At 71.0% G+C, this 14,911-nt stretch carries 12 protein-coding genes and 1 pseudogene; 3 read left to right on the top strand and 10 right to left on the bottom strand.

The genetic code is table 11. The features are described from left to right. The first annotated feature begins 234 nt into the window (after window positions 1–234). Window positions 235–1,380 carry an SMI1/KNR4 family protein gene (locus AB0917_RS18695; protein ID WP_366820670.1) on the top strand — a complete coding sequence of 382 codons (1,146 nt, stop codon included), beginning with the start codon at window positions 235–237 and terminating at the stop codon, window positions 1,378–1,380. A gap of 247 nt (window positions 1,381–1,627) precedes the next feature. Here the strand turns inward: AB0917_RS18695 and AB0917_RS18700 are convergent, their stop codons facing one another. From AB0917_RS18700 to AB0917_RS18715, 4 genes and pseudogenes are all read right to left on the bottom strand, one after another. Continuing rightward, a complete protein-coding gene (locus tag AB0917_RS18700) occupies window positions 1,628–2,296 on the bottom strand; it encodes a response regulator transcription factor (RefSeq protein WP_366820671.1) in 669 nt (222 codons plus the stop codon). Beyond that, window positions 2,293–3,297 (bottom strand): annotated as a pseudogene (locus AB0917_RS18705) (histidine kinase); the annotation flags it as partial. The gene AB0917_RS18700 and the pseudogene AB0917_RS18705, both read right to left, overlap by 4 nt. A gap of 232 nt (window positions 3,298–3,529) precedes the next feature. Continuing rightward, a complete protein-coding gene (locus AB0917_RS18710; RefSeq protein ID WP_366820672.1) occupies window positions 3,530–4,384 on the bottom strand; it encodes an ABC transporter permease in 855 nt (284 codons plus the stop codon). Next, window positions 4,381–5,403, bottom strand: coding sequence for an ATP-binding cassette domain-containing protein (locus AB0917_RS18715; protein ID WP_366820673.1), 1,023 nt, complete (start codon window positions 5,401–5,403; stop codon window positions 4,381–4,383). The genes AB0917_RS18710 and AB0917_RS18715 overlap by 4 nt, the downstream gene beginning before the upstream one ends. 147 nt (window positions 5,404–5,550) lie before the next feature. On the opposite strand from AB0917_RS18715, the gene AB0917_RS18720 reads away from it, so the two are divergent. Next, window positions 5,551–6,141, top strand: a complete 591-nt coding sequence (locus AB0917_RS18720; protein ID WP_366820674.1) for a GNAT family N-acetyltransferase — start codon at window positions 5,551–5,553, stop codon at window positions 6,139–6,141. Window positions 6,142–6,255: 114 nt separating this feature from the next. Here AB0917_RS18720 and AB0917_RS18725 read toward each other — a convergent pair whose 3' ends face one another. The 6 genes from AB0917_RS18725 to AB0917_RS18750 all read right to left on the bottom strand — a co-directional run bounded on the left by AB0917_RS18725 (window position 6,256) and on the right by AB0917_RS18750 (window position 13,811). Next, on the bottom strand, window positions 6,256–7,932 hold the full coding sequence (locus tag AB0917_RS18725; RefSeq protein ID WP_366820675.1) for a type IV secretory system conjugative DNA transfer family protein: 1,677 nt from the start codon (window positions 7,930–7,932) through the stop codon (window positions 6,256–6,258). A gap of 1 nt (window position 7,933) precedes the next feature. Further along, window positions 7,934–9,352: an ATP-binding protein gene (locus tag AB0917_RS18730; RefSeq protein ID WP_366820676.1), complete on the bottom strand. Its 1,419-nt coding sequence runs from the start codon at window positions 9,350–9,352 to the stop codon at window positions 7,934–7,936. 192 nt (window positions 9,353–9,544) lie between these two features. Then, the gene (locus tag AB0917_RS18735) at window positions 9,545–11,095 is read right to left on the bottom strand and encodes an SCO6880 family protein (protein ID WP_366820677.1); all 1,551 of its coding nucleotides are present in this window, start codon (window positions 11,093–11,095) and stop codon (window positions 9,545–9,547) included. Continuing rightward, entirely contained in the window at window positions 11,092–12,462 is a 1,371-nt protein-coding gene (locus tag AB0917_RS18740) for a hypothetical protein (protein WP_366820678.1), read from the bottom strand. Before AB0917_RS18740 ends, AB0917_RS18735 begins: the two co-directional genes overlap by 4 nt. Next, complete coding sequence (locus AB0917_RS18745) at window positions 12,452–13,321, bottom strand: hypothetical protein (protein ID WP_366820679.1); 870 nt, start codon at window positions 13,319–13,321, stop codon at window positions 12,452–12,454. Before AB0917_RS18745 ends, AB0917_RS18740 begins: the two co-directional genes overlap by 11 nt. Window positions 13,322–13,502: 181 nt before the next feature. Next, on the bottom strand, window positions 13,503–13,811 hold the full coding sequence (locus tag AB0917_RS18750) for a hypothetical protein (RefSeq protein WP_015610155.1): 309 nt from the start codon (window positions 13,809–13,811) through the stop codon (window positions 13,503–13,505). Between the two features lie 531 nt (window positions 13,812–14,342). Here AB0917_RS18750 and AB0917_RS18755 point away from each other — a divergent pair. Then, window positions 14,343–14,864: a hypothetical protein gene (locus tag AB0917_RS18755; RefSeq protein WP_366820680.1), complete on the top strand. Its 522-nt coding sequence runs from the start codon at window positions 14,343–14,345 to the stop codon at window positions 14,862–14,864. Window positions 14,865–14,911: the final 47 nt, after the last annotated feature.

Raw genomic sequence — 14,911 nt, forward strand, 5'->3', positions numbered from 1 at the left:
GGAAGCTAAGCCTTTCAGCGCCGATGGTACTGCAGGGGGGACCCTGTGGGAGAGTAGGACGCCGCCGAACAATTTTTCCGGGAAAGCCCCGTGCCATTGGCACGGGGCTTTTCTGCGTTTACCGCCCCTTCCGAATACCTCCGAGGGCAAGGAGGACGAGGTGGGCAACACGGCGGGCCAGGCCGATGAGGGACGATCAAGCTGTTGTCAGTGGCTGACTCTAGGGTCGGCCCTATGACAGCAGACCTGGTCCATGCCTCATGGACTCGCATCGACGCGTGGCTGCGCGAGCACGCGCCCCGCACCTTCGCCACGCTTCAGCCGCCCGCCAGGGACGAGGAGATCGCGGCAGCGCAAGAAGAACTGGGTGTCACCTTTCCTCCGGACCTGGTCGCTTCACTCCTCCGACACAACGGGGCGCTGGAGGGACCTGAGGCTTTCCAGTTCAGCACGGGCGACCGGCTGCTCGGAGTGAGCGGGATCCTCGGGGATACCGAATTCATGCGTGGTATTGACCAAGGCATCGACGGGGAGGACGAGGACTACTGGCTTCGCAGCTACGTGAAGTTCGGTTCCTATGACGTGACGTCGGACGGTCTCCTGGTGGATTGCCGCACGGGGCGGGACTCCTTCGGTGCCATCGGGCGGTTCTTCGACGAGACCGGCACCAGTTTCGGACAGGCCGACTCGCTGGGTGGGTATCTGGCTGAGTTGGCCGACCTGCTTGAGCGCCGCAAGGATGGTGGTGTCGTCACGTTCAACGGCCGGCTGTTCTGGGAGGGGCCTCTGGCTCCCAGGCCGGAGTGCAGTGCCGACGATCCCCTTCCCGCGCCGGATGAGGAGCTGCCGGAGCTGGACCTGTCCCACAGCCCCACCGACCTCTTCCACGTGAGCTTCCTGGACGGGCATGAGGAACTCGGTGCGCTGATCGCGATCCTGCCGTATGAGCAGGTGGTTGAGGCCGCGCGGAAGCAGTTGCGCAGACTGGCGGTCGAATCGGGTCTGAACAAGTACCCGGAGGTCACGTCAGCCCTGGACGCGTGGGAGCGCGGTGTGGCTCCACCGCGGCCGGACCGGACCGGGCCGCTCGCTTTGCGACTCCGCGCGGTGCTCGCGCAGGCCGACACCGGCCGCGACGCCACTCTCAGGTGGGCCGCGGAGAAGATAGCCCTCGGGATCTGGGGATCCCCCTACAGGTCCGTGTGCGAGAGCGCGGAAATCCGCAGTCATTTCACTGTCGACTGGCGTACGGATCTCCATGCGGACCTCGGCAGTCCTCCGCTGCCGCCGATACCGGACGAACGCTTCTGGGGAGCTCTGCGCAACCCCGCCATCGACTCCAGTTGGTACGCAGCCCAGTACCCCCAGGATCAGGACTGACCCCGGGGGTTTCGGTTCCGCGTGAGCGCTTCATGTCGTGGGTATCGGCAGATGAAGCGCTCAGTCACAGTGATGGACCGTGAAGCGCAACGAGCGAGGCCCTCGGGCTGTTGATCGAGATGTCTGACGTCTCCATCACCTTGCTCGGAGGACTCGTCGGTCATCCATCCTGCCGCACTCGACCTGCCGCATGCGCTTGTGCAGGCTGAAGAAGCTCGATGAGGGCTGCGGGATTTCGGATTTCAGGCTACGAGGGCGTCACCAGTCGGCTGTCGTAGGCCAGGATGACCGCCTGTACGCGGTCTCGTGCCCCCGTCTTGGCGAGGATGCGGGTGACGTGCGTCTTCACGGTGGACTCCGCCAGGTGGAGGCGGGTGGCGATCTCCGTGTTGGACCAGCCCTGGCCGATCACCGTCAGGATTTCCCGCTCCCTTTCCGTCAGGGCGGTGAGGCGGGAGTCCACCGTGCCCGGTGCGGCGCCCGGCGTGGCGGGCAGGTGGTGGGCGTAGGCGTCCAGGAGGCGGCGGGTCAGGGAGGGGGCGACCACCGCATCGCCGGCCGCCACCGCGCGGATGCCGGCGAGGAGCTCATCGGGCAGGGCGTCCTTCACGAGGAAGCCGCTGGCTCCGGCGCGGAGGCCGTCGTACGCGTACGCGTCGAGGTCGAACGTCGTGACGATGAGGATGCGGGTGCGGGAGCCCGACCTGATGATGCGGCGGGTCGCCTCGATCCCGTCCAGACCGGGCATGCGGATGTCCATCAGGGTGACGTCCGGCTGGTGCCGGGCGATGAGGTCGATGGCTTCCGTGCCGTTGCCCGCCTCGCCGACGACCGTCATGTCGTCCTGGCTCTCCAGCAGCATGCGGAAGCCGAAGCGCTGCATCGGCTGATCGTCCGCGATGAGTACGGTCGTCACTGGGGGCGGTCCTCCAGGGGGAGGCGGAGGCGTACGTGCCATCCGCCGTGGTCCGGCAGGGGGCCGGCTTCGATCGTGCCGTTGTAGAGCGACGCGCGTTCGCGCATGCCCATGATGCCTTGGCCGGGGGTGGTGGGGGCGGGCGTGGGTGTGAGTGTGGCTTGTTCGTCTGGTGCGGGGCTGGGGCTGGGGCTGGGGCCTCGGCCTGTGCCTGTGTCCGTGATGTGGGCGTCGAGATGGGTACGCGTGTAGGTCAGGGTCACCGTCGCGGACAGGGGTGCGTCGGTGGGTGGGGACGCGTGCTTGAGGGTGTTGGTCAGGGACTCCTGGACCACCCGGTAGACGGTCAGTTGCCGGCCCGGGGTGAGCGGGGTGAGAGGCCTGGGGTCGCCGTGGAGTTCCAGGTGTACGGGGAGGCCCGCGCGGCGGACCCGGTCGACGAGGGGGGCCAGGTCGTCGAGGGTCGGCTGCGGGGCGCGGTCGGCGTCGGGGTGGTCGTCGCGCAGGACGCCCAGGAGGCGGCGGAGTTCGGACAGCGCCTGCCTGCTGGTGGTGCCGATCGCCTCCAGGGCCTGGGCGGCCCGTTCGGGGCTCTTGGCGGCCGCGTACGACCCGCCGTCGGCCAGGCCCGTGATGACGGACAGGTTGTGACCGATGATGTCGTGCATCTCCCGTGCGATGCGGGTGCGTTCGGCGGCCGCGGCGAGGCGGGCCTGCTGGTCACGTTCGTGTTCGAGCCGGTGTGCCCGTTCGACCAGGGCCTCGGTGTAGTCCCGGCGGGTGCGTACCGCGATGCCCAGGAGTGCGACGAAGGCGAATCCCCAGAGGTACGAGGCAAGTTGCTGGTTCCAGGTGCCAGGGACGCGGGCCGCGCCGACCGCGACCGGGGCGCAGAGGACGAGCCCGGCGGCCCCGAGCCGCCGAAGAGGGAAGCGCGACGCGATCTGGAAGACCGGGATCAGCTGGAGGAAGGCGGCCTGCACGACGGCCCCGGTCCAGACCGGTGTGGATGGCCCGGGTGAGTGTGACGGCGGCTGTGCCGGTGCCGGTGCCTGTGGCGGCGCCTGTGGTGGTGGCGGTGCTGGTGTTCGTGCCGGTGCCGGTGCCAGTGGCCGTTTCCGTGTCGGCTTTCGTGGCTGTGTCTGTTTTGGCCTTGGTCTTGGCAGCGGTGAAGTGGTCCTGGTCCGTCACCTGTTCATTCTCCCTGCGGGTGTGGGGGAAGGGGCGGGGTGGTCAGGCGTCCCGTCGGCGCAGGGCCAGGGCTGCCGTCGCCAGTGTCGCCGCCACCCACAGGCACAGGGCCAGCAGGGCCGGGCCGGGGGCGGCGGCGTTCGGCAGGGGGGTGGCGGAGCCGAGGACGCCGGCCGTCTGGGTGGGGAAGTACGTGAGGGCGCGCTCGACGGCGGCGTACGGGAGCATTCCGAGCACCTGGGGGAGGATCATCACCCCGCCGATGAACGCGCCGATCGCGCCCGGTACGGAGCGCAGCAGTGAGCCCAGGCCGAGGGCGATCAGGCTGAGCAGGGTGATGCCGACGGCGTTGCCGGCCACGGCCCGCAGGACTCCGGGGTCGGTGAGCGAGGCCGCCTGGTCGGTGTCGTGGAGGAAGAGCTGGGCCGTGGCGAAGGTGGTCAGGGCGGTCGCGAACATGACCGTGAAGACGGTGGCGGCGAAGACCGCGGCCTTCGCCCACAGCACGGGGAGCCGGGCGGGGACCGCGGTGAGGGAGGAGCGGATCATGCCGGTCGCGTACTCGCCCGCGGTGACCAGGATGCCCAGGACGATGACACCGATCTGGCCGAGCAGGCTCCCGTACAGCGTGAGGACGACGGTGTCGATGTCGGAGTCCCCGCCGCCGGAGGTGTAGGTCCCGCCCATGATCAGGCCGACGCCCAGGATGAGCGCGGCCGCTGTCGTGAGGGTGATCCAAGTGGAGTGCAGGGTCCGGAGCTTGTGCCACTCGGAGCGCAGGACGCGGGTCGGGGTGATGCGGTACGGAGTGGTGGGGCGTGGAGTGATGTGGTTCGAGGCGCTGTGGTTCGGGGGAGTCGGGCGCGTGGGGGTGGCGGTGTGGGGTGTCGTGGTCATGCTGCGGCTCCGGTGAGGGGGCGGGCGGGGGGTGTGGTCGCCGGTGGCTGTGACCGGTGGTCGGCCGCGTCCTGGGTGAGGTCGATGAACGCCTGCTCCAACGAGACGCTCTGCGGGGTGAGTTCGTGGAGGGTGATCCCGTGTGCCGCGGCGACGGCGCCGATGTGGGCCGCCTCCGTGCCGCGGATGTGGAGTTCGTGCAGTGAGGCCGCGGGCGTGGTTCGCGCTGTGGTCGCGGTCGTGGTGGGGGTGGTTCCCGCTGTGGTCGTGCTGGGGGTGGCCGTGGTGATGTCCAGGCCCGGCGCCGCCAAGTGCCCGCGTAGGTCGTCAGGTTGGGGGGTGACGACCTTCACGGACGCGCCGCCCGCCTGCCGGACCAGCTCGTCGACCGTCGTGTCCGCGAGGAGCCTGCCTCGGCCGATGACGATCAAGTGGTCGGCGGTGAGGGCCATTTCGCCCATCAGGTGGGAGGAGACGAGGACCGTACGGCCTTCGGCGGCCAAGGACCTGAGCAGGGTGCGGATCCAGAGCACGCCCTCCGGGTCCAGGCCGTTGACCGGTTCGTCCAGGATGACGGTGGCCGGATCGCCGAGGAGCGCGGCGGCGATGCCCAGGCGCTGGCCCATACCGAGCGAGAAGCCCTTGACCCGGCGGTCGGCGGCACCGGTCAGACCGGCGAGGGCGATGACCTCCTCGACGCGGTCGCGCGGGATGCCGTGCGTGTGCGCCAGCGCCAGGAGGTGGTTGCGGGCGGACCGGCCGGGGTGCACGGAACGGGCCTCCAGCAGGGCGCCGACCTGGGTGAGGGGCGCTCCATGGGCGGCGTAGGCCCGACCGCCGATCGTGGACCGGCCGCGCGTCGGCGTATCGAGGCCGAGGAGCATGCGCAGGGTGGTGGACTTGCCGGCGCCGTTGGGGCCCAGGAAGCCGGTGACCGTACCGGGGTGGACCGTGAAGTCGAGGTCCTGGACGACGGTTCTGTCGCCGTACCGCTTGGTGAGTCCGTATGCCTTGATCATGCCGTCGACGCTACGGAGCCGCGCCGGGGAGGTCGTCCGACCGGGGGCGGGACCTGGGCGGGGGCGTAGTACCGGGGTACGACGGCGGCCGGGGTCCGGTGGCTTTAGTCGGTTGAGCGGGGCGCGGGCGGGGGCGAGGATCGGGCCATGGACTATGTGATGCGTTCCGTGCGGGCCGAGGAGTGGCCGCTGGCCAGGCAGCTGCGGCTGGAGGCCCTGAAGGACCCGGCGGCTCCCGTGGCGTTCCTGGAGTCGTACGAGGAGGGGGCGGCGCGGCCGGACGCGTTCTGGCGGGACCGTACGGCCGCGGCGGCCGAGGGCAGGAACGTACGGCAGTTCGTCGCGGAGTCGCCCGAGGGGGAGTGGGTGGGCACGGTCACCGTGCTGATCGAGCGCCCGGAGGACGACGTGCGCTTCGGGGAGCCTGCGGCGGTGCACCAGGGGCATCTCGTCGGTGTCTTCGTGCGGCCGGAGGTGCGGGGGGCCGGGGTGAGCGACGCGTTGTTCCGGGCGGCCGTCGACTGGGCCTGGTCGCTGTCCGAGCCCCGGCTGGAGCGGGTGCGCCTGTATGTGCACGAGAACAACCCGCGGGCCGCGGCGTTCTACCGGAGGTTCGGGTTCGTACCGTCGGGGCAGCGGATGCCGATGCGGGGCGAGCCGGACGGGCCGGGTGGGCAGGGTGAGTGGGAGTTGGAGTATGTGATGGAGCGGGGGCGGGGGCGGGGGCGGGGGTTGTAGGCGGGGTCCGGTCGCGCTTGAGCCGGGGGCTGCCGGCCCGGCTCCGCGTTGCCCTCCGTGGGGGGCTCTGCGTGTCCTTGTTGGCCTTTGCCGGCCCGGTCCTGCGCCGGTCTGTCAGGTGGTGCCCGGGGTCGGGGCGTGCAGGTGTTGCTGCCAGCGGGCCCGGCCCTGCTCCCGGGAGCGGAGCAGGGCGATGGTGGGCAGGCCCAGGTCCTGGCCCTTCGCCAGCAGTTCGGGGAGCTGGGGGAGCGGGGCCACGGCGGCCACGTCGTCCAGGACCAGGGTCATTGGTGGGTCGAGCCGACCGTCGGATGACCGTGCGGCCATGCGGCGGCCGTGCTCGACCACGTGTGAGGCGAGCGCGGTGAGGAGGGGCATCGCGCCGGGGCGGGTGCGGGGATCCTCGATGGGTTCACCCACCACATAGAGCGTTCCCCCCTCGCGGGCAAAAGATGCCAGCGCGGCCGAATCCGATCGGTTTGCCGTGCAGGCCTCGCGGATGTGCACGGAGGAGAGGGCCGAGAAGGCCCGTACGTTCAACTCCTGCGCCACTTCGCGCCGTTCCGGATAGGCCGTGAGCGCGGACTCCAGGAGCCCGGCCAGTCCGGAGGCGGCCTTGGGGTGCGTACGGAGGATGCGTACGGGTTCGTGGGCGCCGGCCCCGGAGGCCCAGCGGGCGACCTGGCGGAACGGGCGGCCGTCCACCGCTGCGGCGTGCAGCCAGCACTGGAGGAGGGTCTGCGCGGTGTCGGCCACCGCCACGTCGATCCTGGCCTGCGGGCGGACCGGGGCGAGCAGGGCGGCGGCGCGTACGGCGGCCGCGTCCGGCTGCTCGCAGCCCGTGGTGGGCGACCAGTGGAGGCGGGCCGGGGTGTCGCAGAGGTGGCCGGGGTCGTAGACGAGGACGGGGCCGAGCTTGGCGCGGGTGTCCTTCGTCTCGGCCCAGACCGTGGGGTCCGAGGTGACGACCAGGGCCGGGCCCTCGGCGTCCTGGACGGCCTGGACGACGGTGGGGCGCCGGGCGGGGGCGGTGGCGTAGACGAGGAGGGGGGTGCGGGGGGCGGGGAGGGCGAGGGGAAAGGGGGTGGGGGTGGTCGGTGTTCCGGGGGGTGTTTGCGGTGTCTGGTGCGGTGCTTCGTGTGTGGGGTGGGGTGGGTCTGCTGGGGTCTTGGTCAGCGGGGGTGGGGTGGGTGCCGGTTCCGGTTCCGGTTCCGGTTCCGGTTCAGGTTCCGGTGACGGTGGCGAAGGTCGGGCGGGGGCGGGGGCGGGGACCTCGTGGGAGCGGTCGGGCCGGTGGGGCTCGTAGGCCTCGTCGGCCTCGGGCGTCTCGTCGGGTGTCCCGTACAGGCGTTCCTCGCGGCGCCGTTCCCGTACGATCCGCCAGCGGGCCAGGACCCCGAGGACGAACACGGTCAGGACCACCAGCACCATCAGCTCGCCGATGAACAGGCCCCAGAACAGGCCGTAGCCGGAGAGCTGTGACGCGGGCGTGTGGGGCCAGGCGCCGGGGAGGTCCTGGGGGGCGGTGGCCAGTTCGCGCAGGGCGAGGGGGGTCTGGGTGAACGTGACGCCGTCCGGCCAGGCCCCGTGCGCGAGGAGGCCGGCCAGGCCGGTGGCCGTCCAGGCGAGCACGGTCGCCGCGACCAGTAAGCCGAGCAGCCCGACCAGCAGGCCGTCGGGGACGCCACCGCTGCGGGAGCCTCCGGGGTGGGGCCCCGGGTGGGGGCGGCTCCGGGGTGTGTGGCGGGGGCGCTGCTCCGGTGCCGGTCCGTGTGGTGCCTGGTGTGCCATGTCAGGCCACCGTGGACCGGGACGTCTCGTCCATACGCTGCTGGTTCTCGATCCGGGCCGCCCGTTGCTCCGCCTCCAGTTCAGCGGCGCGGACGTCCTCGGGGAGCAGATCGTCCGTCGATCCCTCGGTCATGGCGCGGTCGGTGAAGACCAGGGGGCGTTCGGCCTCGGTGATCAGGTGTTTGACGACCTGTACGTTGCCGTTGACGTCCCAGACCGCGATGCCCGGGGTGAGGGTCGGGATGATCTCGACCGCCCACCGGGGCAGCCCGATGACCCGGCCGGTCGCTCTGGCCTCGTCCGACTTCTGGGCGTAGATCGTGCGGGTGGAGGCCATCTTGAGGATGGCCGCCGCTTCCTTCGCGGCGGCTCCGTCCACGACGTCGCTGAGGTGGTGGACGACGGCGACGAAGGAGAGGCCGAGGCGGCGTCCGAACTTCAGCAGGCGCTGGAAGAGCTGGGCGACGAAGGGGGAGTTGATGATGTGCCACGCCTCCTCGACCAGGAAGATGCGTTTCTTGCGGTCGGGCCTGATCCAGGTGTGTTCCAGCCAGACGCCGACGATCGCCATCAGGATGGGCATCGCGATCGAGTTGCGGTCGATGTGCGAGAGGTCGAAGACGATGAGGGGTGCGTCCAGGTCGATGCCGGCGGTGGTGGGGCCGTCGAACATGCCGCGCAGGTCGCCGTCGACGAGGCGGTCCAGGACGAGGGCGACGTCCAGGCCCCAGGCCCGTACGTCGTCCAGGTCGACGTTCATCGCCTCGGCGGACTCGGGCTTGGGGTGGCGCAGCTGCTCCACGATGTCCATCAGGACCGGCTGGCGGTCGGTGATGGTCGCGGTCACGTAGGCGTGGGCGACCTTCAGCGCGAAGCCGGAGCGCTCGTCGAGTCCGTGGCCCATCGCGACTTCGATGATCGTACGGAGGAGGGCGAGCTGGCCGGTGGTGGTGATGGAGGGGTCGAGGGGGTTGAGGCGGATGCCGCCGTTGAGCGCGGCGGTGGGGTCCAGGCGGATGGGGGTTATGCCCAGCTCCTGGGCGATGAGGTTCCATTCGCCGACGCCGTCCTCGCCCTGGGCGTCCAGGACGACTACCTGGCGGTCGCGGAAGCGGAGCTGGCGCAGGACGTAGGTCTTCTCCAGCGCGGACTTGCCGTTGCCGGACTCGCCGAGCACGAGCCAGTGGGGGGCGGGGAGCTGCTGCCCGTACAGCTGGAAGGGGTCGTAGATGTAGCCCTTGCCGCTGTAGACCTCGCGCCCGATGATCACGCCGGAGTCGCCGAGGCCGGGGGCGGCGGTGGGGAGGTAGACGGCCTGGGCCTGGCCCGTCGACGTACGGACGGGGAGGCGGGTCGTCTCCACCTTGCCGAAGAGGAAGGAGGTGAAGGCATCCGACAATGCGGACAGGGGGTCTCGCATGGCGTGGTGCCCTCTCTTCCTGCGGGGTGGGTTCGGTGTTCTCGGCGGGTGTCCGGGTGTCCGGGTGTCCGGGTGTCCGGGTGTCCGGGTGTTCGGGTGTCCGGGTGTCCGGATCTCCGGGCGTCCGGGTGTCTGCGTGCCGGGGTGCCGGGTGCCGGGGTGCCGGGGTGCCGGGGTGTCCGGGGGTCTGTGTCAGCGGCGGATGCCGGTGGCGAACGGGAGCGTGTTCACGAAGGCGCGGTGGTGTTCGCGGTCACACCACTCCAGCTTGAGATACGACTTGCCGGCCGAGGCGCGGATCGTCCGCTTGTCGCGGGCGAGGGCCTCGGGTGAACGGGACGACACCGTGATGTACCCCACCAGGTTCACTCCGGCCGCGCCGCTGGCGAGATCTTCACCCCGCTGGTCGAGCCGGCCGTGGGCGGCGATGTCGCGGGGGTCGACGGTGCGGTTCATCTTGGCCTGGCGGCTGGCCTCGGCGTCGTCGTTGGTCTTCTCGGTGAGCATGCGTTCGATGGCGACCTCGGTGGGTTCGAGGTCCATGCAGACGGCGACCGTGCGGATGACGTCGGGGGTGTGGACGAGGAGCGGGGCGAGGAAGTTGACGCCGACGGGGGTCATCGGCCACTCCTTCACCCAGGCGGTGGCGTGGCACCAGGGGGCGCGGGTGGTGGACTCGCGTGTCTTGGCCTGGAGGAACGTCGGTTCGACCGCGTCCAGTTCGGCGGGCCAGGCGTTGCGCTTGGTCATCGCCTGGATGTGGTCGATGGGGTGGTCGGGGTCGTACATGGAGTGCACGAGGGAGGCCAGGCGGCTCTGGCCGAGCGGCTGGCGCACCCGGATGTCGGCCTCGGCGAGGCGGGCGCAGATGTCGGTGAGCTCGCGGGCCATGACGACGGCGAGTCCGGCGTCGCGGTCGAGCTTGCGGCCGCCGTGGGGGCGGGCGGCGCGGGCCATGGCGTTGGCCTCGGCGGCCAGTTCGCGGCTGTAGTGCATGCAGGCGACGAGGTAGGCGCGGTGCTGCTCGCTGGAGGTGGAGACCATGGACTGGAGCTGGTCGTAGGAGTCCTGGAGCCAGCCGGGGGCCGATTTGTCGCCGCGCTGGGCGACGTCCTTGGCGTGGGCGTCGGGGTCGGCGGGGAGGGTGCGGGCGAGCATCTGGAGGCGGGTGACGAAGCCGTCGCCGTTGGCCACGTGCTTGAGGAGGGTGCCGAACCGGTCGACCAGGGCCTCCTGGTCCTCGCTGTCGCGCAGGCCGACGCCGGGGCCCTCGATCTCGATGGCGGCGGTGACGGTGCGCCGGTCGGCGTGGAGGAGTACGGCGATCTCGTCGGGGCCGAAGGGGGCGGCGAGCCAGCTGATGCGGCCGATGCCGGGGGGCGGGCCGATCTCGACCTCGCGGCCGTCGGAGCTGACGCCCGCCTCCATGGCGCCGGAGCGGTAGGCGGTGCCGCGGCGCAGGGAGCGCTTGAAGCTGCGGTTGATCTCGAACCACTTGTAGAACGTCCGCTGCTTGTACGGGACGTACACGATGGCGAGGGCCAGCAGGGGGAAGCCCACGAGGCAGACGATGCGCAAGGAGAGGACGGGGACGAGGAGGCCGCTCATCATGCCGAGGAACGCGCCGACGATGATCAGGGCGATCTCGCCGGTCTCGCGGTTCTTGCCGACGATCGCGTTCGGCCGGGCGCGGCCGATGAGATACGTACGGCGGGGCGTCATCGTGTGGGACTGAGTCGTCAACGCCCTCCACCTCCTGTGCTCGAGTTACCTGTGGTGCCTGAGCCGCCTCCCCGGAAGGGACGGCTGCTGTGGGGGGTCCCGGATGTGGGTGCGGACCCGCTGCGGGGCGAGGGGGCGGCGGAGGGGACAGATCCGCCGCCGGCCCCGCCTCTTCCGGAGGTACGGGAGCTGTGTGCGGCGACGCCACCACTGGCCGGGTTGGCGGGGCGGGCACCGCCGCCTCCGCCGCCTCCGCCCTGCTCGGTGCGGCCGCTGTGGGTCTTGATGCCCTGGGAGACGAGGGCGGCCGGGGAGCTGATGAGGGCGGCGGCCTGGGCGCCGTCGGTGGCCTGCTTGCGGTTGGTGCGGGCGCCCTGGATCTCGTCGCCGAAGCCGGGGACGAAGCGGTAGATCATGGCGGAGGCGAAGATGGCCAGCAGGATGATGGCGAGGCCGGAGACGACGGCGGAGAAGGCGTCGGGTCCGTCGCCGGCGGAGAGTGCTCCGGCGAGGCCGAGGACGATGACGATGACCGGTTTGACCATGATCACCGCGATCATGATGCCGGCCCAGCGGCGGACGTGGCCCCACATGTTCTTGTCGACGAGGCCGGCGTAGACGACGATGCCGAGCAGGGCGCCGACGTAGAGCAGGGCGGCGCGGATGACGAGCTCCAGCCACAGGACGCCGGCCGCGACGATCGAGACGAGCGAGACGACGATCAGCATGATCGGTCCGCCGCCGATGTCGGTGCCCTTCTTGAGGGCCTCGGCGAACGAGCCGAAGAACACGTCGGTCTGGCCGCCGGTGGAGGAGGCGATGACGTCGGTGACGCCGTCGGTGGCGGAGACGATCGTGTAGAGGATCAGCGGCGTGAAGGCCGAGGCGAGGACGGTGAGCCAGAGGAAGCCGACGGCCTCGGAGATCGCGGTGGTGAGGGGGACGCCGCGGATGGCGCGCTTGGCCACGGCGAGGAGCCAGAGGACGAGGGTGAGGATGGTGGAGGCCGCGAAGATGACGGCGTACTGCTGGAGGAACTTGGGGTTGGTGAAGTCGACGTTGGCCGTGGAGTCGACGGCCTCGCTGAGCTTGCCGACGATCCAGGCCGCGGCGTCGGCGCAGCCTTGGGCCAGGGAGGCGAGGGGGTCGCCAGGGGTGTTGAGGTCGGTCGGAGCGAGCGAGCCGCTGCGGGCGTTGTCGTCGTCCTCGCAGTAGTCCCGGGCCATTCCGACGATGAGGTCGCAAGCGTTGTCGCTCTCGCTGGGAGCGGGGGTCGGGGTCGGCGTGGGATCCGCGGCGGCGCGCGGTGCCATGGCGACCAGCGCGGCAGGCGCGAGGCCTGCGGCACCGAGCAGCGAGGAGAGGCGGAACCGGCGGCTATCGGGCATAGGTGAAGCCTCCGTAAGCATCAACCGCTTCGGCCATCTCGTCGGCCGTGGAGGCACGGTTGTCACCGTTGACCGGTGTCGGTCCCTCCGTCTGGCTCGACGACGAGATCTTCCAGTCTCCGCCGACCCACTTGAGCTCCTGCGAGATGGTGAACCAGGTCTCGGTGACAGGCTTGGTGGAGCCTTGTCCGGCCAGTCCGACGAGACCGGTGCACCAGACCTCCACCGTGGCGGCGTCGGTCTCCATCTTGATGACCTTGGTGCCGACCGGGACGGTCCGTGAGACGAAGGTCAGCCCGGTGGGGGCGCTGCCGTCGTCGTTGAGCCCGACGTTCTCGTAGAACCCGGGGGAGTAGGCGGCGTCCAGGTTGTCCTGGAGCTCCGGGGCCACCGCGGGGTCGTGCGTCGTCTGAATGATGTCGCGGCGGGATTCCGCGTTGAACATCTCGGCCGACCCCAGCGCCACCGCGTAGTTCGCCGCCGCGCTCTGCGCCCCCTGCTCGTCGTGGGCGAAGCCGGAGGCGATTGTTCCGTTCTTGCCCTGGACCGGCTTGGTGCCGGTGGCGGCGGTGGGGGCCGGGCCCGCGGCCCCCGGGCTCTTCGTGTCCGGGGAGGCGTTGTCGTCGCTGGTGCCGCCCCGGTTGGCGAGGGCGATGGCGGCGATGAGGAGGACCACCACGCCGGTGATCATGACGAGGGAGCGCGAGTTCCGGACGGGCCGACGGGTGTGGGGATGGCCCGCGTCGCCGTCCGGGAGACGGGTACGGGTCTGGCGGGTGCCGCCGAGGGTGCTGTACGGGTCGTCCGCGCGCCCGCCCTGGTCCATGCCGCGATAGTCGTGCTCGTCGCCGGGACTCATGCCGCGTTCGCTCCCTCTGTCGTGTGCGGTTCCGCGCATGACGACGGTAGCTGTGCTGGTTGCCGCGTGAGCGCGGTGGAGTGACTCGACATCAGGGAGACGCAACCTCAGCCGGTGGGCGCGACGGACGGATGGTGGGGAGCGGGCGGGGACGGCCCGGTGCGGGCTGGCCGACGGGAGGTCAGACAGCCATTCCGTACACGATGGTGAAGAGCGTGCCCAGGGAGCCGATGATGAAGACCCCGGTCAGGCCCGCCACGATGAGGCCCTTGCCCTGTTCCGCGCTGAACGTGTCGCGTAGCGCCGTCGCCCCGATGCGCTGCTTCGCCGCGCCCCAGATCGCGATGCCGAGGCAGAGCAGGATGGCGATCGCCATCACCACCTCGATCATGATGCGCGCCTCGTTGCCCAGCGTGCCGAACGGCCCCCAGTTGGGGGCGATTCCGCCGATGATGGTGGTGATGTCGCCCTTCTCTGCTGCCAGGATCATGTAAGTCACCGCCCCTGTTGGGTAGTTAGCTTTCCGCGCCCGCGTGGCACGGATTGCCTTCTATCTTCGCTGATGAAACCGCCCTCGCACGACGCCTTCCCGGTCTCTTTACCCGGATCTCGCACGTTCGACCGACACGGCCGCCCTGACCTGCGGCTCGTCCCGATACCCGCACGCATATGCCTGGTCACTCTGTGTATCACGCGGTGTGACCGCGAGCAACGACGGTGGCCATGGGTTCCCGGTGCGGTTGCAGCGTTCGTGGGGCACGGCGTGTTCGTATGCGCCGTTCGAGGGCTGCCGGTGCGCCGGTGAGCCGGTGCGATGCGCCGTCAGGGGCGGCTGCCGTACGGGGAGGAGGGGAGACCCGCGTCCATCGTCCGGGTGAATCCCCTGTTCACCTGGTGCGCAGGGAAGCCCCGGGATCACGGGCCGCCGGCCCCCGCCGCTGCTGCCCCGCCGTGCAGGTGGGCGGCACGTCGGCCATGCCGTGTTTGGCACAGTGCCGCTCCACGATCGAGGAACGGGGTGATGGGTGTGGGCGGTGCGGGCGGAGCGGGAGTGCTGGCGCAGCCGGGCGGAGACCGGCCGTGGTGGTGGGTCGAGCCTCGCGGCAGTGCGGGCGGCGGCGGCGGTGGCGGTGGTGGTGGTGGCGGTGACCTGAAGCACAGTGACGGGCCGTGGATGCGGGCCGCCGACGGTACCGAGGGTCTGGTCGCACACCTCAGGCCGGTGATGGCCGAGTTGGCGCATGCGCACCAGGGCCTCGCGGCCGGGGCCGGCGAGCTGTCGGCGCTCGCCGAGCTGGGTACCGTACGGGCCTCGTGGGAGCGGCGGATCGAGACCGCCCGCGACGAGTGCCGGAGCCTGACCGGGAAGCTGCGGGCGGTGGCCGCCACCCAGTCCGAGGTGAACGAAGCCGTCAGGAGCGCCTTCGGCCGGGTGGAGGTGGCGGGCGCGGCTGTGGGGGCAGGGGTAAGCGCGGCAGCGGGGGCAGGCGCGGCAGCGGGTGCGCGTGTGGGTGAGGGTGCGCGTGCGGGGGCGGAGAGGTGAGCGGGGCCGGTGGAGCGGGTGGTCTGAGCCGGCTGGGGACGACGCTG

This window comes from Streptomyces sp. NPDC007346 (assembly GCF_040703535.1).
Taxonomy (GTDB): Bacteria; Actinomycetota; Actinomycetes; order Streptomycetales; family Streptomycetaceae; genus Streptomyces.

Bases quoted from the DNA above. Each gene is read 5' to 3' on its own strand.
- AB0917_RS18730 (WP_366820676.1), bottom strand. From the start codon at position 9,352: ATGCGAGACCCCCTGTCCGCATTGTCGGATGCCTTCACCTCCTTCCTC.
- AB0917_RS18740 (WP_366820678.1), bottom strand. From the start codon at position 12,462: ATGCCCGATAGCCGCCGGTTCCGCCTCTCCTCGCTGCTCGGTGCCGCA.
- AB0917_RS18745 (WP_366820679.1), bottom strand. From the start codon at position 13,321: ATGAGTCCCGGCGACGAGCACGACTATCGCGGCATGGACCAGGGCGGG.
- AB0917_RS18695 (WP_366820670.1), top strand. From the start codon at position 235: ATGACAGCAGACCTGGTCCATGCCTCATGGACTCGCATCGACGCGTGG.
- AB0917_RS18715 (WP_366820673.1), bottom strand. From the start codon at position 5,403: ATGATCAAGGCATACGGACTCACCAAGCGGTACGGCGACAGAACCGTC.
- AB0917_RS18755 (WP_366820680.1), top strand. From the start codon at position 14,343: ATGGGTGTGGGCGGTGCGGGCGGAGCGGGAGTGCTGGCGCAGCCGGGC.
- AB0917_RS18720 (WP_366820674.1), top strand. From the start codon at position 5,551: ATGGACTATGTGATGCGTTCCGTGCGGGCCGAGGAGTGGCCGCTGGCC.
- AB0917_RS18710 (WP_366820672.1), bottom strand. From the start codon at position 4,384: ATGACCACGACACCCCACACCGCCACCCCCACGCGCCCGACTCCCCCG.
- AB0917_RS18725 (WP_366820675.1), bottom strand. From the start codon at position 7,932: ATGGCACACCAGGCACCACACGGACCGGCACCGGAGCAGCGCCCCCGC.
- AB0917_RS18750 (WP_015610155.1), bottom strand. From the start codon at position 13,811: ATGATCCTGGCAGCAGAGAAGGGCGACATCACCACCATCATCGGCGGA.